Raw genomic sequence first — 22,735 nt, forward strand, 5'->3', positions numbered from 1 at the left:
CAATTATAAAATTATAATAATAACAGTGTATATTAAACACTTACTTACTAAGTTTGTTCAAAAAATATACAACTCTACACATCCTGCGCTTCAGCCATGTCAAATATATGTCTTTCAGCATGATATGAAGACCTAACCAACGGTCCGGACTCAACATATCTAAATCCCATCTCAATACCTCGCCTTTTGTATTCCTCGAACCTTTCAGGAGTAACAAACTCAGCAACAGGAATATGCTTTGAAGTTGGTTGTAAATATTGTCCTAAAGTAATAATATCAGTACCAACGGACCTCAAGTCCTGCATAGACTCCAATACTTCTTCATGTGTTTCTCCTAAACCTAACATTATGCCCGATTTAGTTCGCATTCCAGATTTCTTTATTCTAAACAAAGCTTCCAAACTTCTGTCATACTTCGCTTGAATTCGAACTTCTTTTGTAAGTCTTCGAACTGTTTCAAGGTTATGGGACACAATTTCTGGTGCTACATCAGTAACAATTTTAAGGTTCTCCCATTTCCCAGCGAAATCTGGTAAAAGTGTTTCTAAGGTTGTTCCTGGAGATTGTTTTCTAATAGCTCTAATGGTTTGCGCCCAAATCTCGGCTCCCCCATCTTTTAAATCATCACGATCAACAGAAGTTAGAACAGCATGCTTTACTCCCATCAGTTTTACAGAATTAGCCACCCTACCTGGTTCGAAAACATCAACTTCATCAGGACGACCAGTTTGAACAGCACAAAAACCACAAGACCTTGTACAAATATTTCCTAATATCATAAATGTAGCAGTACCTTCTCCCCAACATTCTCCCATATTAGGGCAACTCCCACTTTCGCAAATAGTATGCAACTTATGTTCATCAACTAACTTTCTAACATTCCTATAAGCCTCACCAGTTGGTAATTTAACACGCAACCATTTCGGTTTTGAAATCTTAGTTCTCTTGGTTTCTTCTAATAATGACATACTGCCTAATATATTTATTTAATCTTGTAATAATTTATCTCATAGGAAAATTTGTTATCCTATAACTCATCAAAGAAAATACTATTTTTGTAAAATAAATTTCACTTGCAAAAATACGCAATATAAAAGACTATGAAAAAATTAAGCTCCTCCTATTTAGGAGATTTAAGAATATCTTCGCTTCACGTTAATTCTGGGACAAAAATTGAAACAGATGCACCTGTTGACAATAACGGGAAAGGTACACGTTTTTCTCCTACTGATTTATTGGCCACCGCATATCTTAATTGCATGATTACAATAATTGGAATTTATTGTGATCAAAACGGTATCAGTTTTGCAGGCTGCGAAGGAGATGTTGAAAAAATAATGACTGACAAACCAAGACGCATAGGAGGATTAAACATCTTTCTTGATTTATCATCCAACAAATGGAGTGAAAAAGAAAGGCGACGTATCGAAAATGCAGCCAAAGCTTGTCCGGTGGCTATGAGCGTTTCTAAAGACATAATAATAAATATCAATTTCAAATACTAAATATAAAAACCGCACAATGAGATTAATTAAATTCACAACCCTATTTTTCCTTGCTATTACTTCAGTAATAAATGCACAAAACTCAAAATTTACTTTAGCAGATTTCCATACCTATAACACAGACTTGAATGACGAGGTGATGAAACATTTTAATCGCTTATCAGCTGGCGAGAAAGTTGCGCAACTCATCATGCCTGCTATAGGAGCCTACGGCCAAACGGAAGCCACAATAGATCAATTGGTAAAGGACAAGAAAATTGGAGGCATCCTTTTATTGAACGGAACTAAAACCGAATTTACAACTTGGGTAAAGAAATACAATAGTTGGAATATGGAAATGGGGACATTACCATATTTATATAGTGCGGACGCGGAAGCGAGTTTAGTAAATAGAAAAATTAAGAACTCAACACCAGTTGCAAAGGCAAATACCTTGAAAACGATAAAAGAAGTAACAGAAGTGGCTACAACTATTTCAAAAGACTTAAATGAAATTGGCATTAACTACAATTTTGCTCCTGTGGTTGACATGTCACCAAACAAGACTGTTGGATGGAGAAGTTTTGGACATGAACCAGACAGTGTTATCCCATGGTCGGATGCATTTATCCAAGAAACTCAAAAACACAATATTATAGCAACAGCGAAACATTTTCCTGGACATGGTTATGTTGAAGGAGACACGCACAAAAAGTTAGTCTATATTAAAGGAGAAATGAAAGAGGTTAAGAATTATCCTACTTTAATTGAAAATGGAGTTGTTAGTATAATGATTGCACATATTGCAGTCGAAAATGAGACTTCATTTAGCACAAATGGAATGCCAGCGTCTATTTCAAAAGAAATTGTGACTGACCTACTAAGAGACAGTCTTCAATTTGAAGGATTAATTGTAACTGATGCTATGAACATGCTAGGTGTTTCAACCATTCCTGGATCCAATGTAAAAGCAATTGATGCTGGAGTAGATATTTTATTAATGCCACTAAATGCAGCAAAAGCTCACAGTGAGATTCTAGAAAAGTACATAAATAATGAAGCCTTTAAAGCTAAAGTTGATGAATCATGTAAGCGCATAATTAGAGCTAAATTGTGTACCGAAGGTGATTTATTTCCTAATTAAAACCTGGTTAAAAATCATTTTATGCGATGTCTATTAATTATTTTAATTGCTTTAAATATTAGCGAAATAGTTGGGCAAACAGAGAACGGAAACTATAAAACCTTCTCGAACACCCTATTTGAATCTGGAGATATAATTATCACACCAGAAATAATTTTTGGTATGTCAGGACATTTACAAAGTTATCCTAAATTCAAAGATTCTACTCAAATAATTAGAGACTTCCTAATAAAACACCCCGATATCAAAATTGAAATTGGAGTTCACACAGATCAAAGAGGAAGTGAAGAAGGAAACTTAGAACTTTCCGAAAAGAGAGCAAACGCAATAAAACTGGAACTCATCAAGTTATATGACATTTCTCCCCATAAATTAAAAAGTAAGGGTTATGGAGAGTTCAAACCATTGATAAAAGCGAACTTAATTGAAGCAGCAGAAACTCAATCGGAAAGTGAGAAGTTACATCGAGCAAACAGAAGAACAGAACTTACTATCCTTGACCAATTGCACCATTAATCAAATTGATTCAGTTAAATAGCTAAAATAGCTAGCCCTACTCCAACTAAAAGACTAACAAGCTTAATAAAGTTGAATTTGTGGTTTTCAGAAGATTCAAAAATAATGGTTGTAGAGATATGTAAGAACATCCCTACTACAATTGCTAAAATTATTTCTAAATTCAAAAGGGCATTCTCAGCTCCATAATGCCCAACCAACATCCCTAAAGGAGCCATCAAAGCAAAAACAACTAACACCAGCCATGCTTTTGCCATTTTAAAACCAGAAGCTAGTAACAAAGTCATCAAAGCAATTGCAACTGGAATTTTATGCAAAATAATACCTAAAAGCAAACCTTGAACACCTTCTCCCTTTGAATGGTCATAGTGGTGATTATGACCAATATGTTCAATATGATCGACAATTTGTCCACCTGCCTCTCTCACAAACTGTGCTTCAAGAGGCATACCCTCGAAAAAAGAATGAAAACTAAGTGCTATAAATAAAGACCAAGGAACAGTACCTTTCGTATCTTTTGCATGAATATGCCCATGCTCTATTCCTCCAGAAAAATACTCAAGAAATAATTGAATAAGGAATCCCAATAAAATATAGTAACCTATACCACTAGAACCATGAGCATAAATTTCAGGAATGAAATGAATAAATGCAATTGCTAAAAGAAATCCGCCACTTAACGAAAGTAACACTTTTATAATTTTCCCTTTGTTTAGGTTCTGTAAAAACACAACTAAACCTCCCCCCAATAGCACTGAGGCTACCAAAAAGATCGTTCCCCAAATTAGACTCATTTTTTCTTGGCAATAATTATTAATCGGTCAGACTCACTTCGGTTGAACGGGGATAAAGAAAAATCGCCAAAAACATCAATTATGTCAAATCCGGCTTTTTTTAATAAATCTTCAAATTCTTCTTTTTTTATGGCTTGAACTCTTTCTTGAAAATGACAATCCTTCCCATTATCTGAAAAATCGATACTTTTAAAGATGTGATTACCATCATATGACCTAGTAATCCTAAAATCAATTCCATCTAAAGATTTCACTTCTTTTTCTACCAAATGGTCTAAAACAAAATCAGCATTCATAAAATCAATAACAACAATTCCCTCCTCCACAAGCATTTCATGAATGGAAAGAAGGACCTTTAGGTTATCATCATAATTATCGAAATAACCAAAGCTTGTAAACAGATTAAACACAACATCAAAAGTATCTTTCTGATATACTTTCCTCATATCATGCGTATCAAATGAAAGCGTATCATTCTCAAATGGTTTTGCTTCTTGAATACTATTCTCAGACAAATCTACTCCAGTAACTTTTAAACCCTTTTTATTCAAAAAAACAGAATGTCTTCCTTTTCCACAAGCTAAATCCAGGCAGCTAACTTCTGTAGGTAAGTTCAAATAATTCAAAAGATTATTAATAAATCTTTCCGCTTCCGAAAAATCTCTATTTTGATATAAAATATGGTAGTAAGAGGTATCAAACCAAGTCTCAAACCACTCCCCTTTTTGCTCGTTCATTTATAATATATTGGTGAAAAAGTAGACAAAGATATTCAATTAAACTCACTACTGCAATAATGTTGCATTAAAATAGAGTTAATCAAGAAAATATTTTCAGGTATTGTCTATGTTATACAAAATCATATATTTGTATAAGTTACATTGAAATAATTTGAAGAACATGTCTTTAAACAGCATATACGAACTTTATCAAACCATGGAGCGCGACCATGCAATGGTTTCGTTTAAAGGAGAGGTTACTGCTGATTTATTGAATTCAGTACTTCAAATTATGGAATCTAAACTTGGAATACTCGAAAAATCAACAAGAACTAGAAAAAAGGTTTACAATGTTTTGGTCGAGTGTTTACAAAATTTATATCATCATAACGATGGGATTGGGTCATTTAGAGAGCAAAGTTTCTCAGATATATATTTACCAAAAACTTCAATCTTAATCATATCAAATCCTGATGACTATTATGAAGTAAAAACTGGAAATTTTGTAAGTTTAACCAAGGTAAAACAATTAGAAGAAAAAATAGAGAATATTAATAATTTAAACAGGCTACAGTTGAGAGAGCTATATAAAAGTATATTATTTAAAGGCGAGATGTCACAAAAAGGAACGGCAGGACTTGGATTAATTGACATCGCCAGAAAATCAGGGAATAAATTAGAATATAGTTTTTTACCAATTGATGAAAATTTTAGTTTCTTTTGTTTAAACGTGAAAATCAATTAAATAATATGGAGAATATCAACTTAGGCGGTACACCCAAAACACCAAGTGTTAATTTTAATTGCGAAAATGGAGTAATTGAATTAAAAGGGAGATCTATTCCTGAAAACTCCGTTGAGTTTTATAAGCCATTAAACAACTGGATTGAAAAATATGGTGAGAACCCTCAAAAAACAACCGTTTTTGAGGTTAAATTAGAGTACTTTAATACTTCTTCTTCAAAATGTTTATTGGATATTTTCAAAATACTAGAATCCATCAATGGTACTGCAACAGAAGTTAAAGTAAAGTGGTATTTCGAAAAAGATGACGGGGATATGCAAGAAGCAGGAGAAGATTATCAAGCCCTTATTCCACTACCTTTTATAATGATAGAAGTCGAAGAAATTTAATTGAGGTGAAAAAAATAGGAATAGCAGGTGGTATAGGCTCTGGAAAGTCGATAATTTCTGAGGTTTTAAAAACAATGGGGTACCCAGTATTCAATTCGGACGATGAAGCTAAATTGTTAATGGTAAAAAATCCTGAAGTTGTTCAAAAAATCAAGTCTATTTTTGGAGATGAGGCATATAATGGCAAGGAACTCAACAAACCTTTTTTAGCCAAAAAAATTTTCAATAACTTAGATTTAAAATCAGAATTAAATAAAATTGTTCATCCAGCAGTTAGAAAAGCCTTTGTTGATTGGGCTGAAATTCAAAGTTCAAGTTTAGTTTTTAATGAAGCTGCTATACTTTTTGAAACCGGAGCATACAAATCATTTGACTTTACTGTTCTTGTCACTGCACCAGAAAAGGTAAGAATAGAACGCGTCGTTTCTAGGGACAATTCAACTGAAACAGAAGTTAAGCAAAGAATGAAGAATCAATGGAAAGACGACATTAAAATAGAAATGGCATCATTTGTTATTTTAAACGACAACTCGACCTTAGTTACACCTCAAGTAATGGAAATGACAAGTTTATTTAATAAGGCTATTTAACTTCAGTGTAATCATCAAAATGATCATCATCATCATTGTTGTTATTATTTTCGAATCGATTAGTTGGCTCATCATCCCCAAACTCTTGCTTTGGCTTCCCTAATAATATTGCCATGATTGCATTTGTAATTTTTAAAAGGACAGATAACATAAAAAAGAAACCAACGATTTTAAACATAAAACCAAAAACTGGAGTGTCTTCAATATTAAGAATACTACTTAAAAACCAATTAGAAATGGTGTTAGAAGCTATTTGTGGTGAAAAATAAAACCCTATAAAGACTAGTAAAGCAAGAACCACAACACCTATTTCAAATCGAATATCAAATGCAGGTTTTATCTTATTAAGTATGTCGCTCATACCAGGAAGGTTTGCTCTTCCACTTACTGAAAATAAGGATTGCCGTTGCTGTTTTGATTGAATCTTACCTAAAAAATAAATTAAAAGAATCAAGCCCCCTAAAAGCAAATCATTTAACAAAATCAAACCACCTGCTTGCTTTATGCAGAAAAGAAAAATTACATCCGCGAGAAAAACATAACGAATTGTTTTAATAAAATAAATATCAAACAACTGTTTTGGCCTCCCACCTCTCAAAATATTAATTCCCAGCATAATTAACCACCACAAAAAATTGTAAACAGCTAAAATCACACCTATTCTAAAAATAAAATTCAATACTTCCACGCCTCAAAGTTGTAAAAATTAAATCTTTATTCAAATAAGAATACTAAAATTCTGTACACTTCTTATCTTTACGGCTTATAAAAATTGAAGATGATGAAAAAAGTTAGTTTCTTACTATTATTTATGATTTTAAATGTCTTTTCTCGTGCAGAAGAAGGCATGCTTATCCCAACTTTACTTGGTGCTTTTGAATCCGATATGAAAGCAATGGGAATGAAAATCAGTGCTGAAGATATCTACGATGCAAATAATGCAAGTATAAAAGATGCGATCATGCATTTTGGAGGTGGATGTACCTCTGAGATTATTTCAGATAAAGGACTATTATTGACGAATCACCATTGTGGTTTTTCTCAAATATATTCTCACACTACGGTAGAGAACAATTTGGCTAAATATGGTTTTTGGGCTAAAAATCTACCTGAAGAACTCAAAAATCCTGGACTAACGGCCACAAGAATGGTAAGAATTGAAGATGTAACTGCTCAAGTTCTTGAAGGAACAGAAGAGTTAAGCGATTCTGAGAAAGGACAAAAAATGATGACCAATATTGCACTTCTTAAAGCAAATGCAATTGATGGGACTCTTTTTGAAGCAGAAATTAAGCCTTTCGATTTTGGAAATAGTTATTTTTTATTAGTTAAGGAAACTTTTAGAGATATTCGATTAGTTGGAACACCTCCAAAAACTGTTGGAAAGTTTGGTGGAGATACCGATAACTGGGTTTGGCCTAGACACACTGGAGATTTCTCCGTATTTAGAATTTACGCAGATCAAGATAATCAACCTGCAGATTACAATGAGAACAATAAGCCTTACACTCCAATTCACCATTTACCAATCTCTTTAAAATCAAGAGAGGTAGATGAATTTACAATGGTTTTCGGATTTCCTGGAACAACGAATCAACATACAATTAGTACTGAGTTAGATTTCATCATTAATAAAATGCGTCCTTCTCAAATTAAAATGAGAGACCTTTCATTATCTGTAATCAATGCTGCAATGAAAAAATCAGAAGCTACAGAAATTATGTATGCTTCAAAGCAAGCTAGAATTGCAAATGCATGGAAAAAATGGATTGGTCAGATAGACGGATTAAAAAGAGGAAATGCAATAAAAAAGAAAGTAGACTATGAAGATAGCTACACTTCTGAAGCTTCTACCAAAGAAGAATGGAATACTGAGTTTGGAGAGGTCGTTTCTGACTTAAGAGCGCTTTCTACAAAATACAACATGAGTGATTTCACTTATAATATGTATGTTGAATTTGTTTTTGTTGGACCTGAAATGTTTAAAAGAGCAAGAGCATTAAATGATTTAATGACATTGTATAACGAAGGAGAAACTGAAAAATTAACTAAAGCTATAGAAGAAGAAAAATCATCTCTATCTGGATTTTATGATCAATATGACATAAATATTGACAAGGATATTTTCCTATTACAAAGTGAATATTATACAAAAGTTGTAGATTCAAAATTTCTACCGGCTTCACTTCTAAACAACGATTTATCTGAACTAAATACAGAGATTTATGAAGAATCGTTTTTGGTAAATCAAGAAGCTTATTTAAAAGTTCTAAATAATTTCAATAAATACGCAAAGAAGAAAGTAAGCAAAGATCCTGGATACAAATTATTTGTAGAATTAGATAATGTATTCAATGATTATTTACTAAATGATTTACGCGCTTACTATGGTACGAGAAATCAATTAATGAAACCTTATGTAAAAGGTAAATATGAAATGTATCCAGAAGCAAAACATTGGGCTAATGCAAACAGCACTCTACGTGTTACCTATGGTAAACTAGAAGGTTCAAAACCAAGTGATGGAATGATGTATACTCCACACACGACTTTAGATGGCGTAATTGAAAAATACAATACAGGTCATGAAGATTTTGACTTATTACCAAGAATGGTTGAACTTCACAAAGCCAAAAACTATGGTGAGTATGCTCAGGATGGTGAATTATGGGTATGCTTCACAGGTTCTAACCACACAACTGGTGGTAATTCAGGGTCTCCAGTCATAAACGGTGAAGGTCATTTAATTGGAGTTAATTTCGATAGAAGCTGGGAAAGTACGATGAGTGATTATATGTTTGATGCTTCACGTTGTAGAAATATTTCAGTTGATATTCGTTATGTTCTATGGATGATTGACATTTATGGGGAAGCTCCACATTTAGTTGAAGAAATGACAATTGTTAGATAATACAATATATATCATAGAAAAAAGTTAGTAGAAATAAATTAAGGATGGAAAAAAAGAAGTCTGATCAAAACACCATTGAATTATTGGTGTTTACTTATAAAAACAGAAAGGTTTTAATTTTTACAGGAATAATTGCAGGAATAATTTCAATAATTATTTCATTAATGCTGCCTGTACTATATGAATCAAATGCAATTGTCTTCCCAACAGCAACAAGTACTGTATCTTTTAACCCTATGAGTAATGCGAAAGCAAGTTCAATGGATTTTGGAGAGGAAGAAAATGCAGAACAATTGATTCAAATATTACAATCGTCTCCTTTAAGAAACCGTGTAGTACAGGAATTCGATTTAGCAAAAGTTTATGACATCGATCCAGAAGATAAAAATTTTTACTACAAATTAGGTCAAGAATATCAAAGTCATATTCGTTTTGAAAGAACACGTTTTGGCTCAATTAATATTTCCGTATTAGATGAATCACCAGAACTTGCTGCAAATATTGCCAACAAAATTGTACAACTTATTGATACGGTAAAAAATGATTTGATTAAAGAGCGTACAGTTCCAGCTTTTGAAATTAACAAAAGAAAATTGAACCAATTAAAGGAATCACAAGAGCGTTTAAACAATGAAATGGACAGCCTTTCTCAATTGGGAGTAATTGATGCACTATCTAGATCGAGTTTATTTGCAGCATTGAACGAATCGAAAACAGCTGAAGATAAAGAGTTTTTCAAAAATCAGATAGAAGTAAACCTTAAATATGGTGCACGTTATGATGCACTTTCTGATTTACGTGAATTCAGAATTGAAAAAATGACAGAGCAAGAAGTTTCTTACGAACAAGCGGAATCAGATGCTGTTGAAAATTTCAACCATAAATTCGTTGTTGAATCGGCGGTACCTTCAGATAAAAAAGCAGAACCTAAAAGAATGATAATTGTTCTTGTTTTCTCACTTGCTTCAATTATTTTGATGTTTATTGCCTTACTAATAAAAGATAGATTAAGAACTGTTAAGCATTCGATTTAGATTTTGGAAGTTATTAAAAAAAATAGTTTCATGGTAAGTATTGTACTCCTATTTATGGGCGTGAATGCATACTTGATTTTTAATGATAATTATTTTTTAAATGCTCTACCTCTTGTTCTAGTAATTGCTTTTATTGCTATTTTTCATACAACCTCAGCATTTCTTCTTACTGTTTTTCTAACTCCACTTTCAGTAAATTTAGAAAGTTTTACCGATGGAAGAATCGGTTTGTATCTGCCAACGGAACCTATATTATTTGGTTTAATGCTTTTGATGATTTTCAAAGAATTGAAAGCGCCTGTTATGAATAAAGAATTCTGGCGACATCCAATCACCCTATCATTAGGATTTTATTTGTTATGGGTCTTTTTCACATCGATAACAAGTGCTCAACCCATAGTTTCTTTCAAATTTTTATTAATGAAGCTTTGGTATATAGTTCCGATTTTAATGATTGGTTTTAATATTTTCGGAAAGAAAAGTAATATCATAAAATTCTTGTGGGCCTATTCCATCGGAATGACAATTGTTATCATTTATACTTTATTTCGCCATTGGGGTTATGATTTTGGAGAAAAAGAAGGACATTGGGTAATGTCACCATTCTTTAAAGACCATACAATTTATGGCTCAAGTGTAGCTATGAGTATAGTTTTTATTATTGGATTGATCACATACAAAAAACACTCTATTCAAGCTCAAGTTTTACTAGGTATCGTATTTACTATCACAGCACTAGGTTTATATTTTAGTTATACAAGGGGTGCCTGGGTAAGTATTATTTTTGCCTTTGGAATTTGGCTATTTATAAAATATAAAATCAAGTTTAAATATTTGCTTGGAGCGGGTGTTTTGGTACTTTCAATTGTGTTACTTTCATGGCACCAAATCGAAATGGTTTTGGCCAAGAACAAACACGAGCATACAACGACAAACTTTGATGAACGTATAAGATCAGCAGCTAACATAACCTCTGATGCTTCAAATTTAGAACGTTTAAATAGATGGAGTTCCGCATGGAATATGTTCAAAGAACGACCTTTGGTTGGCTTTGGTCCTGCAACTTATGCTTTGGAATATGCTCCATATCAAGACCCTGAAAAATTAACAATCATTTCAACCAATTTTGGAAATCAAGGAAATGCTCACTCGGAATATTTAGGAGCTTTAGCAGAAACAGGCGCAATAGGTATGTTATCTGTTCTACTCTTTGTTACGGTTTTATTTTACACTGGTATTATGTTTTTGATTAATCTTAAAAAATATAATCCAGAAGATAAACAATTGTATATTTTAATTCTCTGCATTGTTTTAGCTATGTCTACGTACTTTTTTCATGGTTTACTCAACAATTATTTAGACACAGATAAAGCATCAATTCCTGTTTATGGTGCGGCTGCAATTTTTATAGCTCAAGCTGTAAAATTACAAAAAAGAGAATCTCGACTCTAAATAAAAAATTCATTTTCTATTTCTTTTTTTAATGTAAAAAATGAATGCTCATAAAATGGCATAATTAAATTTACAAAAATATAAGGAATAAAAAAGTCCCGTTAAATATGTTTGTTTGACATTTAACGGGACTAGGAATATTCTAAAAGGTCTTTATATTAAAGGTACTTTCCTTCCATTAGATAGTTCTTAACGTAATCATTAATTCCTTGTTCTAGAGTATGAAAACCCTCAGTGTACCCTGCCGCAATAAGTTTATTAATTTTAGCTTCTGTGAAATATTGATATTTATCTCTAATATCTGCAGGAGTATCAATATATGAAATTTCCACATCCCTATTCATTGCATGAAAAGTGTCTACTGCCAAAGTTTTAAATGTACGAGCTTTTCCTGACCCAACATTGTACAATCCACTCTTAGGACGTTTTTCCATTAAGAAAATGCAAATATTCAAAACATCTTTTACGTAAATAAAATCTCTTTTTTGTTCACCATCTTCATACTTCTCATTATGAGATCTAAATAACTTTAATTCCCCTGTTTTTGAAATCTGACGATATGCATGTAAAACTACAGAGGCCATTCTTGCCTTATGATATTCATTAGGTCCATAAACATTAAAGAACTTTAAACCAGCCCAAAATGGAGGCTTAATACTTTGCGTTAAAACCCATTTATCGAAATCATTTTTAGAGTCACCATACGCATTTAGTGGCTTTAAGTCATCCACTAACCTATGGTCGTCATCATAACCACTTTCACCTAAACCATACGTCGCAGCTGAACTAGCATAAACCATAGGAATTCCATATTGAGTAGCATGTCTCCATAAATCTTTAGAATAGTTCAGGTTTAATCTATCAAATATTTCTTTATCAAATTCTGTGGTATCCGTTCTTGCACCAATATGGAAAATAAACTTTACTTCATCACCATGCTCCTTTAACCACGGCATGAATTCCTCTCTATCAATTCTTTTAATATATTTTTTACCCACTAAATTGTGTTCTTTCTCATCATTCGAAAAATCATCCACAATAATAATACGTTTTATCCCTATATCGTTTAGCTTGCTTACTAAACCGCTACCTACAAATCCTGCAGCACCTGTTACAACTATCATATTCAATAAATTTAGAAAGTTAAAGATACAAAATGGTATCTTTTGAAACAAAAATAACCATAAAAAAACCTCATGCAATTACATGAGGTTTATAAAATCAAATTTTATGTCTAATTAGACTTAAAAATTTATATCCTTCTTTTAGAATTTTGGCTATAAATTAATATTCTTTATTATTATGAAGCTTAATTCAATGGAGCACCAACTGCTATTGCACAATCGTGTCCTGGTTCTCCATGAGCAGGATTCAACTTTACATTACCATTCATATTCGGTTGATTACTCACAGGAGCATTAATTGTTGGAGATTTAATTGCTGGAGTATTTCCATTAGAATTCAGAGGCTGTCCAACTGCAATTGCACAATCATGACCTGGCTCTCCATGAGGAGGATTTAACTTAACTGCTCCATTATTTGAATTAACGTCTATTGATTGATTTTGTATAGCATTGTTTGAATTCGCATCTTGGTTTCCTGTATTATTCAGAACTGGAGTGCTTCTCTGTGATTCGTCTAAAGATTCAGTTCTATTATTTGAATCAACAGGTTCTTCTCCATTACAAGATGTGAAGATTAACATTGCACCAGCACAAATTAATAATGGTGATTTTTTGAGAATTTGAAATAACATATGTTTGTTTATTTGAAAAATTAAGTTGCTAAGTTAAAGGAAAAAGATGTAACCTCAATAGGATTGCACTTTATCTATATAAATAGTTAGAAAGAGACAGAAAGCTATTAATCATAATGGCTTCTTAGTTGTAACTCCTCAATAAAAGAAAAGCCTCATGTTTTCACATGAGGCTTTTCTTTTAAACATATTTTATTTTCTAAAGATTTAGAGGAAAGATGATTTTAAATTATTCCTCTGGCAAAATCTAATTTTCTAAACCAAATTTAGGCGTTAGAATCTTGAGCAATCTTTACGTATTCGTCATAATCAACTTCCTTCTCATTTAACTTTACAGTTTCTTTAAAGAATTTAGTCATTTTTTCTTCAGCTAACATGTCATAAATTTGTTGCGCCTCTTTTTGATTCTGTAGCACTTGTTGAGCTGATTGTGTTAATTCTGCATCTTCTGGAGCAGGCATTCCATACTGAGCATATTGATTTACAAGTAAACTCTTTGTATAATTTACAGCCTCCTCTTGCTCAACTTTCATGTTGTTATTCTTGAAGATACTATTTTGAATTAATTGCCATTTTAGACTACGAGAATAATTTCCGAAATCAGCATCAACTTGATCCATTGTAGTTGGTTCTTTTTGAGATGCTAAAATCCATCTCTTCAAAAAACCTTCTGGAAGTTGAATATTTGATTTCTCAATAAGGTCATTAGAGATTCTACGTGTTAAGATTTTCTCGCTATCTTTTTCAAACATTTGAACCAAATCAGCTTTCACCTTTTCTCTCATTTGTTCTGCTGAAGTCACTTCTCCTTCTCCGAATAATTTATCAAATAACTCTTGATTTAATTCAGCTGGCTCCATTACTTTAACCTCGTTAATCGTCAATTGAAATTTATCAGAGATATTTCCTAATTCACTTTCTTCAATTCCTAACATTGAAGCAGTATCTTTACCACCTCTAGAAACACTCGTTGGATTTACAGTAACAACGTCACCGGCTTTCAACCCAATCATTTCTTTCTTCAATTTTTCGTCTTCAACAAATTCCATTGAGATTGTAGAACTATTCATAATCCCACCCTCAAGAATTTCACCATTCTCATTAAGCTCAACAAGTTGACCTAAAACCATGTCTTTCTCTCCAACTGTTTTGCCTGAAACAAGTTTTCCATAACGACGTGTAAGGTCCTCTAATTGTTTGTCGATTAATTTTTTATCAACCTTAACCTTTGTATACTCGTATTTATTTTTCCCTGAAATTTTCACATCCACATTCGGTGAAATACCAATTTCATAAGTAAATTCAAATGAATCTGGGTTATCAAAATCACCTTTTACTTCAATATCATTTTTAGGTAAAGGGTTTCCAAGAATTTCAAATTCCTGTTCAGCAACATATTTATATAAACCCTCGCTAACGATTTTGTTTAACTCATCTCCAAGAACAGTTCTACCGTATTGTTTTTTAATGATACCCATAGGCACCATTCCCTTTCTAAAGCCAGGTGTAGTTGCTTTCTTTTTATAGTCAGTTAAAACCTTATCAACCTTAGTTTGATAATCACTTTTTTCTACTGTAACCTTCAATAATGCGTTGAGTTCATCAACGTTTTCCTTTGTAATATTCATATTGATTGAAATAAATTTTATTTAATACTAAAACCAAAAAGGGTAAAACAAAAAATGGTATAAGTTTAAAACTCATACCACTTTTAATTTTGTGCGGATAGAGGGACTCGAACCCACACGCCTCGCGGCACTAGATCCTAAGTCTAGCATGTCTACCAATTTCACCATATCCGCATTCTAAAAAATCATATCAAAACGACATTTGATACTTTGTCAACTTTCACAATCAAAAGCGAGTGCAAATTTACATAAATTTTATTTATCAGGAGTGGAAAATGTAAAATTATTTTAAAAGTTTTTTTTCACCTCCAATAAAATAAGAGGTTAAACAGCTGTAATCAAACAAAAATTATAAAAAACTACCTTATTTAAATTCTAAAATATCCTTAGAATTAAATCCTATGGTTATTTCACCTTCTATATTATTGTCTTGCGTGGTTACGGATAACTGTTCTCCAGAATCTAATTTTAAAAGTAATTGAATTGTATCTCCAAGCACAATTTTCTTAATCACTTTAGCATTCGTAGTATATTCACAATCTGAATCTAAGTTGGAAGGGTTCACCATTATTTTTTCATTTCGAATAGCATGGCAACAATCTTCATTTAGGGGACATCGAAAAGCTGCTTGCAAATTCTTATTTATTTGGATAGTATTTCCAAATAAAGATGCAACATATAATGTATTTGGTTTTACATATAAATTGGCTGCAGCATCCTTTTGAACAACTTTGCCATTCTGAAGTATTAAGATTTCATCAGCAACAGATAATGCATCTTGAGTATCGTGGGTTACAAATAAAACTGTAACTCCTGTCTTTTTAATAATTTCGAACACCTCATTTCGCAACTGCATTCTCAGCATCGAATCAAGATTACTGAAAGGTTCATCCAAGATCAACAAAGAAGGATTTGGAGCTAAAGCCCTTGCCAATGCAACTCGTTGTTGTTGTCCACCAGAAAGTTGATGCGGGTAACGACTTTCCATTTCGGACAACCCAACTAATTCCAACATCTCAACTGCTCTAAGTTTTTTATTTTTCAGTTTAGAAATACCGTATAAAACATTTTCAATAATTGTTAAATGAGGAAACAATGCATATTCTTGAAAAACCAGTCCAATTTTTCGTTTGTTGGGTTGAATAAACTTTTGCATTGAAGCTACAACATTTCCGTCTAGTAAAATACTCCCATCATCCGGTCTTTCAAGACCAGCGATTAATCGAACAAGAGTTGTTTTACCACTTCCACTTTCACCTACAATTGCACAAACATCACCTGCTTTCAAATCGAAAGAAACATTTTTCAAGGCATAACTTTTGCCCTTATTAAAACTTTTAGAAAGAGAATTAATTTTTAGCATCCTTATTTTTTAATCAATAATTTATTTAAAAATATTACTGGAATCATTGCTGTAAATATAATAAAGAGGGAAGGAATTGCAGCTTCCATAACCATTTCATCACTAGCATATTCAAAAGCTTTCACAGCTAAAGTATCGATGTGATATGGCTTTAAAATTAGAGTTAAAGGAAGTTCCTTCATAACATCAATAAAAACTAAAATAACAGCGCTAAACACACCTGTCTTGATCAGCGGGAATTCAATTCTAATGAAAGTTTTCAAATTCCCAACTCCTAAAACTTTTGATGAATCTGGAATGGAATTATCTACTTTCAATGCTGTTGATTCTATTGGGTTATAGGCTACAGCCAAGAATCGGACAGCATAAGCATAGAATAACGCGATCAAAGTCCCATTAATAATAAAACCTGTTTCAATTCCGAACTTAGCTAAAAATTCAATCAGCCATTTATCAAGTGCTAAAGTAGGAATCATAATTCCAATTGCAATTACAGCGCCTGGAATAGCATAACCTAAAACACCAATCCTTGCTACATTTTTTATAAATTTTAATGCACTCCATTTAGAAAAGTAAATCAAAAGTAAAGCAAAGAATACAGTAATAAATGCTGAAGTAATTGCTATTCCAAAACTTTTTAGAGAAATGATTAGAAATTCTAAATCAAAAACTGTCGATGCAGTTAAATATGACCAGTAGATTAATTGAGATACAGGCAAAACGAAACCAAGTATTACTGGAATTAAAACAAGAAAAAATATAGTGAACCTCAATGATTTTTGGGGTTTTATTCTTTGAATTTGCGTATTATTTGTTTTTGAAGAAGTAAACTTTACTTTTCGAATTTGCCATTTCTCAAAAAGAATAAGCGAAAATATTATCACAATTAATATAGCCGACAAATACACTGCAGTTTCAGGTTCTTCCAATGAAAACCAAGACCTAAAAATTCCGGTGGTAAAAGTATTTACACCATAATACTGAGCTGCTCCATAATCATTGAGAACTTCCATAATTACCAAAACCAATCCTGCAACAATTGCCGGACGCGCTAATGGCAACATTAATTTAAAAAAAGTTTTACGTTCACTTACACCTAACATTTTGGATGCTTCAAGAAGGTTATTTGCCTGATTTAAAAAGAACGCTCTAGCGCTTACATAAACATATGGAAATAAAGAAATACTCAAAACAAAGGCTAAACCAGCCCTGTTCATAATTTCAATTCGAATAAAATCTAAATTCAATTGTCTTAAAATTAAATTGAGACTTCCCCCATAATCGAATATTCCTGCATAAGCATATCCGACAATATAAGATGGAATAGCCAAGGGTAAAATAAGAAGCCATTCCAATTGTTTACGCATTGGAAAATCAAATCGAGATACAAACCAGGCAGAAGAAACCCCTAAAGTCAAAACCAAACCACTACAAAAAATAATAAGGTAAAGGGAGTTCCAAACATAGTCAGGCAATAGAAATTCTAATATATGCCCCCATGTTTCTCCAGGTCCAGCAAACAACTCAACACCAATAAAAATAATTGGAAGTGCCAAGAAAAGAACAATGGCCAGTGTAAAAACTGACCATCGATTATTATCTCTTTTGAATCTTTTAAATTTCGATTTTAAAGAAAATGTTTCAATATTATTTCCAACCTGTTTCATCGAAAATTAAAACTGCTTTTTTATTATTTTCACCTAATTTATTCAATCCTAAAGTATCTTCCTTAAAATCCCCCCAAGACTTAATTATGTCCGTAGCTTGAATACTTTCTAAAACAGGATATTCATAATTTGAATCAGTAAATATTTGTTGCGCTTCTTCACCTGCTAAAAATTCAATAAAACGTATCGCATTTTCTCTATTAGGTGCGTATTTAGCAACCCCCGCTCCACTCACGTTGATGTGCGTTCCTCTACCTTCTTGATTTGGGAAAAACAAACCAATTTTCTTAGCCGTTTCTACTTCTTCCAAATCAGGTGAGTTAAGCATTTTCCCAATGTAATAAGAATTCACAATTGCCAAGTCTCCTTCTCCTGCAACCACAGCTTTAACTTGATCTCTATCAGAACCTTTTGGTGAACGTGCCATATTTGCAACTATTCCTTCAGACCATTTCTTAGCGATACCTTCACCGTCATTAGCAATAAGAGAAGCCAATAAGGATTGATTATAAATATTTGAAGAAGATCTAACCAAAATTCTACCTTCCCAGTTTTTAGAAACTAAGTCTTCATAAGTAGTTAGCTCCTTTGGATCTACTCTATCTAAAGAATATGCAATTACTCTCGCTCTTTTCGTTAAACCAAACCATTGATTATCTATATCTTGTAAATGTGAAGGAATAGATTTTTCTAACAATTCAGAATTGATACTTTGCAATAATCCCTGCTCTTTAGCTCTACCTAATCTTCCAGCATCAACAGTAATTAAGACATCCGCAGGAGATTGTTTGCCCTCCATTTTCATTTTTTGAATCAACTCATCCGCACTTGCATTGATTACCTTAACTTTTATCCCCGTTTTTTCTTCAAACATTTCGAAGATTAACTGATCTGGTTCATAATGACGATGTGTATAAACATTCACCACTTGTTCCATTTCAACTTCTTTTTCGGTTGTATTTTCTTTTGCTTCTTGATCATTTCCACAAGCTGTGAATAATGAAATAGCAGCAAATGCAATTAATATTTTCTTCATCTTTTGTATATTTTAAGGAAACACAAATATAGCAATTTAGAATGAATATGAATAATAGAGAGGCTAAGTAAAAGTTAATTTCTAGGCAAACAATTTCCTTTCAAAAAAGTTTAACTTTAAATCGAAAAATAAATACGGGTTTATAACAATTAACGATAAGTACATGTAATGACAGCCAAAGCAAATTAATATATACATCCCTAAGAAAATGCCAGGTTACTTATTAAGTAATCTGGCATCTTATTCTTATTACAATAATTATTTACGTTAAGCTTTTTCAACTAACATAAATCTTTTTTCTTTATCATTTAATTGTAATCCCCATTTCTTTAATAATGGCTCTTCCAAAGCCTTCTGACGATATTCGTCTGGAGTCATAATAGGTACACCGTAAACGATGGGATAATAACGGTTACAGTTAGGACAGGTAAACATTCCCTCTCTAATATCATCTCCTTCCTGGTTAAACACTTCTAAATGTAAGTCTGATTTGTCCTGTGGACAACATAATTTTTCTAATAATGATGTTTTCATTTAATAATTTTATTTAATGCTTGATTATATTCTTGACTTTTTTGTTTTGGTGATTCGGCATTTAAAACACCAGAAATTACAGCTGCTCCAGCCATGCCATATTTAGATAAATCTTTTAGATTTTCAGTAGTAACTCCTCCAGACACAAAAAATGGAATTTGGGCTATCGTTTTAGCCAAAGCTAAAGTTTCTCGACTTACAATTTCGCATTCACCTGCAGATTTAGAAGGGAAAATAGAACAAAATGATATGTAATCTATTTTATTATCATTCGCCCAATGGATTCTTTCAATATCGTTTCCACAAGTAATTCCAATTATTTTATTCTCTAAAATTGATGAAGTTAATCTTTCAAAATCATCCGGGATTTGATCAAAGTGAACTCCTGCTAAATCAGTTTTACTTAAAAGTGTGTATTCTTCATTAATTAAAACAGGAAGTTGATAAACATTCGCAGTTTTTACAATTTGATTAATAATTTCAATTTTATCATCAATTGAACTCGAGGAAGGCCAATTGTTCCAGATTTGGACAATATTTACACCACCCGCTAATGCACTCTCAAGTTTTTGAATTAATTGATTGATCTCTAAAGAAGGGTCCAAAACTAAATAAAGACCTTTTAAATTGTGATGTTTTTTACTTGAGTCCATCTTTCATAGCTTTAAAATAAGCGCCCCAATATGGATCGACACCATTAAAATGAAATTCTTTTCTAACTCCCTGTTCGTGTATTATGTGGCCAAAATCTAAAGTTTTAAATTCACCTACTGCTGTTGCTTTAATTTCATTTTTACCAAGGTAGTCAATTAGTTCATCTACCTTATTTCTTTTAACCGACATCAGCATAGAACCAGCTCCAATACAAAAACGTTGGTCTATATCAAAAAGATCCATGATTTCAGTTTGTGCATTTCCTCTTGGAATATGTTGATCAAAAATTTCAAAACCACAATTAGAAGCTTGTGACATTTCATAAATTGCTCCTAACACTCCTCCTTCAGTAACATCATGCATTGCCGATATTTCTTCATTTGGAATCAAAATATCTTTTGCTAATAAAGCATCTTTAAGAGATGATGTTTGGTAAAAATTAGAAATTGCCTTTTCATAAACCGAAATACCCAGTTTTTCCTTTATTGTTTCCGGAAAACTCATTGCTAAAATTGCAGACGAATTCAAAGCAGCTTCTTTGGTTACAATAATCACATCTCCTGGCTGGGCATTTTTGCTCGATAATATTTGATCTAAAGGTGCTGTCAAGAACATTGTTCCTCCTCCTGAAATCACAGAGTTTTGATTTTCTATACTTCCTGTGTGTCCTCCTGTAATTGCAACGCCAATATCTTTGCAAAATTGATCAATATAGGTCCAATACTCTTGGAAGAAAGGCATTGAAATCGTAGTTGGAAGATTCAGAACAAATTGGGCATATTGCGGAGAAAAACCAGAAGTAGCCATATCGTTGGCTAACAAATGGACAGACATCCATGCCGAAACCTTAGGACCCAAATTAGGTATTAATGAAGTTGGATCACTTGAAGTAACCAAGCCTAAATTGTTCCCTAAATCTATAACAGCATTGTCTACTCCAAATTGAGGTCCTACAATCACTTCGTTACGTTGAAAACCAGTTTTGGGTAACAATACTTCTTTAAAGGCAGAAGCATTTATTTTACCACTTAAATCATTTTGTGTTGACATGATTAATCCATTAGTTTCACATACAAACCAAAAAAGTCACCATAGGGTTGACTCCATTCTTGAACAGGAAACCATTTTGGCAATCCCGTAGTTTGCCATTCTATCTCATAGGAGCGTCCTTCTAATGCTTTTTCGATAACTTTAATTAAAGATTTTGGAGAATAAAAATTAGCTGTTAAATAAAAAGGATTTGCTCCAAATACCTCTTGAATTCTTCTTCTATAAAATTTAGGAGAATTCTTATTCATCATTCCGAAGACAATACCATGTTTTCCTACGCGAGCAGCTTCACGAATGACTTGAACAGGGTCTTTGTAATATTCAAAGGTTGTTACAAATGCAAGGGAGTCAAAAGTATTATCCTTGAATGGCATATAATGCGAATCTGCAAGAACTAAATCTCCTTTAAACAAATGCACGCCCTGACCAAGCATAAAAGGAGAAATATCACCACCACTTGCCTCAATTCCTATTTCGTGCCACCAACGCGTAAATCTAGTTGTACCACATCCGAATTCAAGTAAAGTCTTAACTCTCGTATCTTTTTGAATAAAACGACCAAGTATTTTTTTTTGCCAAATTTCAGCTCGTTTGTACCTACCTTCATACCATTGTTCATAGGTATCAGTATGTTCACGGTTGAAGAACCATTCTTCACGTCCTTGCCAAACACTTAAATCGTTCGATAAAAGATCAAATTTGGATTCATTAATATTTTCTGGAATCATTGTTAATTGTTTTAAATGTCAAAACTTTATACATAACAATATAAAGGGACACCTTCAATTAACTTGAAAAGTCATATACTCTCTACGCTGGTACTAACCAGATCAGATTGGGTATAATCTCAGCCTAAAATTCATTAAGCACCCCTTATATTATGATTCAAATATAGGAATTTTAAAATGAGATAAGAAAGTAATTGAGCAAAATAAGTAGAAATAGCAAGCAAGAAACTTAAAGTCAATAGTATTCTAAAAACGATTAGTGTAGAGCATAAAGAATGTAACAAAAACAAAGAAGTTGAAAGTGTTTTTATGGCCACCTATTCCGTCTACGTCCTTTAGTTTACTTTCTCTTTTATGTTTGATTTCTACCTTGAGTTAGCTTCACAAGGTCGCTCGCTCAATCGTATAATCAAACTATAAAATAGCCGCATAAAGCTATCGGTCTTCGCCGGGGTGGGAATAACACTTCGTTTCAACCTAGATGTTTATTCAAAAGTTATCAAACTAAATAAAAAGATATAAAACAAAAAAACCTCACACA

The 22,735-nt window shown here is 32.5% G+C and carries 23 protein-coding genes, 1 tRNA gene and 1 riboswitch; of the genes, 9 read left to right on the forward strand and 15 right to left on the reverse strand.

The window, feature by feature from the left end:
* Window positions 1–74 precede the first annotated feature (74 nt).
* The gene (gene lipA / locus C6368_RS10990; RefSeq protein ID WP_107039248.1) at window positions 75–968 is read right to left on the reverse strand and encodes a lipoyl synthase; all 894 of its coding nucleotides are present in this window, start codon (window positions 966–968) and stop codon (window positions 75–77) included.
* A 132-nt stretch (window positions 969–1,100) separates the two neighbouring features.
* On the opposite strand from lipA, the gene C6368_RS10995 reads away from it, so the two are divergent.
* Genes C6368_RS10995 through C6368_RS11005 form a run of 3 tightly spaced genes read left to right on the forward strand, consistent with a single transcriptional unit; the run spans window position 1,101 to window position 3,144 of the window.
* A complete protein-coding gene (locus tag C6368_RS10995; RefSeq protein ID WP_107039249.1) occupies window positions 1,101–1,505 on the forward strand; it encodes an OsmC family protein in 405 nt (134 codons plus the stop codon).
* Window positions 1,506–1,521: 16 nt separating this feature from the next.
* Window positions 1,522–2,628: a glycoside hydrolase family 3 N-terminal domain-containing protein gene (locus C6368_RS11000; RefSeq protein ID WP_107039250.1), complete on the forward strand. Its 1,107-nt coding sequence runs from the start codon at window positions 1,522–1,524 to the stop codon at window positions 2,626–2,628.
* A 21-nt stretch (window positions 2,629–2,649) separates the two neighbouring features.
* Entirely contained in the window at window positions 2,650–3,144 is a 495-nt protein-coding gene (locus C6368_RS11005) for an OmpA family protein (protein WP_107039251.1), read from the forward strand.
* A gap of 14 nt (window positions 3,145–3,158) precedes the next feature.
* Here C6368_RS11005 and C6368_RS11010 read toward each other — a convergent pair whose 3' ends face one another.
* Both C6368_RS11010 and C6368_RS11015 read right to left on the reverse strand, forming a co-directional pair.
* Window positions 3,159–3,938 (reverse strand): ZIP family metal transporter, encoded by a 780-nt coding sequence (locus C6368_RS11010; RefSeq protein WP_107039252.1) that lies wholly within the window; start codon window positions 3,936–3,938, stop codon window positions 3,159–3,161.
* Complete coding sequence (locus tag C6368_RS11015; protein WP_107039253.1) at window positions 3,935–4,675, reverse strand: class I SAM-dependent methyltransferase; 741 nt, start codon at window positions 4,673–4,675, stop codon at window positions 3,935–3,937. Before C6368_RS11015 ends, C6368_RS11010 begins: the two co-directional genes overlap by 4 nt.
* 163 nt (window positions 4,676–4,838) lie before the next feature.
* Between C6368_RS11015 and C6368_RS11020 the strand changes: the two genes are divergently transcribed.
* From C6368_RS11020 to coaE, 3 genes are read left to right on the forward strand one after another with little or no spacing between them, the layout of a single operon-like run.
* Complete coding sequence (locus C6368_RS11020; RefSeq protein WP_107039254.1) at window positions 4,839–5,402, forward strand: SiaB family protein kinase; 564 nt, start codon at window positions 4,839–4,841, stop codon at window positions 5,400–5,402.
* 5 nt (window positions 5,403–5,407) lie between these two features.
* On the forward strand, window positions 5,408–5,791 hold the full coding sequence (locus C6368_RS11025) for a DUF1987 domain-containing protein (protein WP_107039282.1): 384 nt from the start codon (window positions 5,408–5,410) through the stop codon (window positions 5,789–5,791).
* Between the two features lie 5 nt (window positions 5,792–5,796).
* Window positions 5,797–6,381, forward strand: coding sequence for a dephospho-CoA kinase (coaE, locus tag C6368_RS11030; protein ID WP_159038562.1), 585 nt, complete (start codon window positions 5,797–5,799; stop codon window positions 6,379–6,381).
* Here the strand turns inward: coaE and C6368_RS11035 are convergent.
* A complete protein-coding gene (locus tag C6368_RS11035; protein ID WP_159038563.1) occupies window positions 6,374–7,060 on the reverse strand; it encodes a hypothetical protein in 687 nt (228 codons plus the stop codon). The two genes, coaE and C6368_RS11035, sit on opposite strands and share 8 nt — an antisense overlap.
* 102 nt (window positions 7,061–7,162) lie before the next feature.
* On the opposite strand from C6368_RS11035, the gene C6368_RS11040 reads away from it, so the two are divergent.
* Genes C6368_RS11040 through C6368_RS11050 form a run of 3 tightly spaced genes read left to right on the forward strand, consistent with a single transcriptional unit; the run spans window position 7,163 to window position 11,778 of the window.
* Window positions 7,163–9,292, forward strand: coding sequence for a S46 family peptidase (locus C6368_RS11040; protein WP_159038564.1), 2,130 nt, complete (start codon window positions 7,163–7,165; stop codon window positions 9,290–9,292).
* Window positions 9,293–9,336: 44 nt separating this feature from the next.
* Complete coding sequence (locus C6368_RS11045; protein WP_107039258.1) at window positions 9,337–10,326, forward strand: Wzz/FepE/Etk N-terminal domain-containing protein; 990 nt, start codon at window positions 9,337–9,339, stop codon at window positions 10,324–10,326.
* Between the two features lie 30 nt (window positions 10,327–10,356).
* Window positions 10,357–11,778: an O-antigen ligase family protein gene (locus tag C6368_RS11050; RefSeq protein ID WP_107039259.1), complete on the forward strand. Its 1,422-nt coding sequence runs from the start codon at window positions 10,357–10,359 to the stop codon at window positions 11,776–11,778.
* A 158-nt stretch (window positions 11,779–11,936) separates the two neighbouring features.
* Here C6368_RS11050 and rfaD read toward each other — a convergent pair whose 3' ends face one another.
* From rfaD to C6368_RS11105, 11 genes are all read right to left on the reverse strand, one after another.
* Window positions 11,937–12,902 carry an ADP-glyceromanno-heptose 6-epimerase gene (gene rfaD, locus C6368_RS11055; protein ID WP_107039260.1) on the reverse strand — a complete coding sequence of 322 codons (966 nt, stop codon included), beginning with the start codon at window positions 12,900–12,902 and terminating at the stop codon, window positions 11,937–11,939.
* 185 nt (window positions 12,903–13,087) lie between these two features.
* Window positions 13,088–13,534 (reverse strand): hypothetical protein, encoded by a 447-nt coding sequence (locus C6368_RS11060; protein ID WP_107039261.1) that lies wholly within the window; start codon window positions 13,532–13,534, stop codon window positions 13,088–13,090.
* 266 nt (window positions 13,535–13,800) lie between these two features.
* On the reverse strand, window positions 13,801–15,162 hold the full coding sequence (gene tig / locus C6368_RS11065) for a trigger factor (RefSeq protein ID WP_107039262.1): 1,362 nt from the start codon (window positions 15,160–15,162) through the stop codon (window positions 13,801–13,803).
* Between the two features lie 92 nt (window positions 15,163–15,254).
* A tRNA-Leu gene (locus tag C6368_RS11070) sits at window positions 15,255–15,336 on the reverse strand.
* A gap of 190 nt (window positions 15,337–15,526) precedes the next feature.
* Window positions 15,527–16,525: an ABC transporter ATP-binding protein gene (locus tag C6368_RS11075; protein ID WP_107039263.1), complete on the reverse strand. Its 999-nt coding sequence runs from the start codon at window positions 16,523–16,525 to the stop codon at window positions 15,527–15,529.
* Between the two features lie 2 nt (window positions 16,526–16,527).
* On the reverse strand, window positions 16,528–18,192 hold the full coding sequence (locus C6368_RS11080) for an ABC transporter permease (protein ID WP_107039264.1): 1,665 nt from the start codon (window positions 18,190–18,192) through the stop codon (window positions 16,528–16,530).
* Window positions 18,173–19,228 (reverse strand): Fe(3+) ABC transporter substrate-binding protein, encoded by a 1,056-nt coding sequence (locus tag C6368_RS11085; RefSeq protein WP_107039265.1) that lies wholly within the window; start codon window positions 19,226–19,228, stop codon window positions 18,173–18,175. The genes C6368_RS11080 and C6368_RS11085 overlap by 20 nt, the downstream gene beginning before the upstream one ends.
* Window positions 19,229–19,495: 267 nt before the next feature.
* Window positions 19,496–19,762, reverse strand: coding sequence for a Trm112 family protein (locus tag C6368_RS11090; RefSeq protein ID WP_107039266.1), 267 nt, complete (start codon window positions 19,760–19,762; stop codon window positions 19,496–19,498).
* The gene (locus C6368_RS11095; RefSeq protein ID WP_107039267.1) at window positions 19,759–20,415 is read right to left on the reverse strand and encodes a thiamine phosphate synthase; all 657 of its coding nucleotides are present in this window, start codon (window positions 20,413–20,415) and stop codon (window positions 19,759–19,761) included. Before C6368_RS11095 ends, C6368_RS11090 begins: the two co-directional genes overlap by 4 nt.
* Window positions 20,402–21,466, reverse strand: coding sequence for an AIR synthase-related protein (locus C6368_RS11100; RefSeq protein ID WP_107039268.1), 1,065 nt, complete (start codon window positions 21,464–21,466; stop codon window positions 20,402–20,404). The genes C6368_RS11095 and C6368_RS11100 overlap by 14 nt, the downstream gene beginning before the upstream one ends.
* A gap of 2 nt (window positions 21,467–21,468) precedes the next feature.
* On the reverse strand, window positions 21,469–22,194 hold the full coding sequence (locus tag C6368_RS11105; RefSeq protein ID WP_107039269.1) for a class I SAM-dependent methyltransferase: 726 nt from the start codon (window positions 22,192–22,194) through the stop codon (window positions 21,469–21,471).
* Window positions 22,195–22,255: 61 nt separating this feature from the next.
* Window positions 22,256–22,350, reverse strand: a riboswitch (TPP riboswitch).
* Window positions 22,351–22,735 lie beyond the last annotated feature (385 nt).

The sequence above is a fragment of the Brumimicrobium mesophilum genome (genome assembly GCF_003025005.1).
In the GTDB taxonomy this organism is placed as follows: Bacteria; Bacteroidota; Bacteroidia; order Flavobacteriales_D; family Crocinitomicaceae; genus Brumimicrobium; species Brumimicrobium mesophilum.

Coding starts and splice junctions, on each gene's coding strand:
- C6368_RS11095 (WP_107039267.1), bottom strand. CDS start 20,415: ATGGACTCAAGTAAAAAACATCACAATTTAAAAGGTCTTTATTTAGTT.
- rfaD (WP_107039260.1), bottom strand. CDS start 12,902: ATGATAGTTGTAACAGGTGCTGCAGGATTTGTAGGTAGCGGTTTAGTA.
- C6368_RS11015 (WP_107039253.1), bottom strand. CDS start 4,675: ATGAACGAGCAAAAAGGGGAGTGGTTTGAGACTTGGTTTGATACCTCT.
- C6368_RS11090 (WP_107039266.1), bottom strand. CDS start 19,762: ATGAAAACATCATTATTAGAAAAATTATGTTGTCCACAGGACAAATCA.
- C6368_RS11020 (WP_107039254.1), top strand. CDS start 4,839: ATGTCTTTAAACAGCATATACGAACTTTATCAAACCATGGAGCGCGAC.
- C6368_RS11105 (WP_107039269.1), bottom strand. CDS start 22,194: ATGATTCCAGAAAATATTAATGAATCCAAATTTGATCTTTTATCGAAC.
- C6368_RS11060 (WP_107039261.1), bottom strand. CDS start 13,534: ATGTTATTTCAAATTCTCAAAAAATCACCATTATTAATTTGTGCTGGT.
- C6368_RS11005 (WP_107039251.1), top strand. CDS start 2,650: ATGCGATGTCTATTAATTATTTTAATTGCTTTAAATATTAGCGAAATA.
- C6368_RS11045 (WP_107039258.1), top strand. CDS start 9,337: ATGGAAAAAAAGAAGTCTGATCAAAACACCATTGAATTATTGGTGTTT.
- lipA (WP_107039248.1), bottom strand. CDS start 968: ATGTCATTATTAGAAGAAACCAAGAGAACTAAGATTTCAAAACCGAAA.
- C6368_RS11010 (WP_107039252.1), bottom strand. CDS start 3,938: ATGAGTCTAATTTGGGGAACGATCTTTTTGGTAGCCTCAGTGCTATTG.
- C6368_RS11075 (WP_107039263.1), bottom strand. CDS start 16,525: ATGCTAAAAATTAATTCTCTTTCTAAAAGTTTTAATAAGGGCAAAAGT.
- C6368_RS11050 (WP_107039259.1), top strand. CDS start 10,357: ATGGTAAGTATTGTACTCCTATTTATGGGCGTGAATGCATACTTGATT.
- C6368_RS11025 (WP_107039282.1), top strand. CDS start 5,408: ATGGAGAATATCAACTTAGGCGGTACACCCAAAACACCAAGTGTTAAT.
- tig (WP_107039262.1), bottom strand. CDS start 15,162: ATGAATATTACAAAGGAAAACGTTGATGAACTCAACGCATTATTGAAG.
- C6368_RS11085 (WP_107039265.1), bottom strand. CDS start 19,228: ATGAAGAAAATATTAATTGCATTTGCTGCTATTTCATTATTCACAGCT.
- C6368_RS11080 (WP_107039264.1), bottom strand. CDS start 18,192: ATGAAACAGGTTGGAAATAATATTGAAACATTTTCTTTAAAATCGAAA.
- C6368_RS11000 (WP_107039250.1), top strand. CDS start 1,522: ATGAGATTAATTAAATTCACAACCCTATTTTTCCTTGCTATTACTTCA.
- C6368_RS11040 (WP_159038564.1), top strand. CDS start 7,163: ATGAAAAAAGTTAGTTTCTTACTATTATTTATGATTTTAAATGTCTTT.
- C6368_RS10995 (WP_107039249.1), top strand. CDS start 1,101: ATGAAAAAATTAAGCTCCTCCTATTTAGGAGATTTAAGAATATCTTCG.
- C6368_RS11100 (WP_107039268.1), bottom strand. CDS start 21,466: ATGTCAACACAAAATGATTTAAGTGGTAAAATAAATGCTTCTGCCTTT.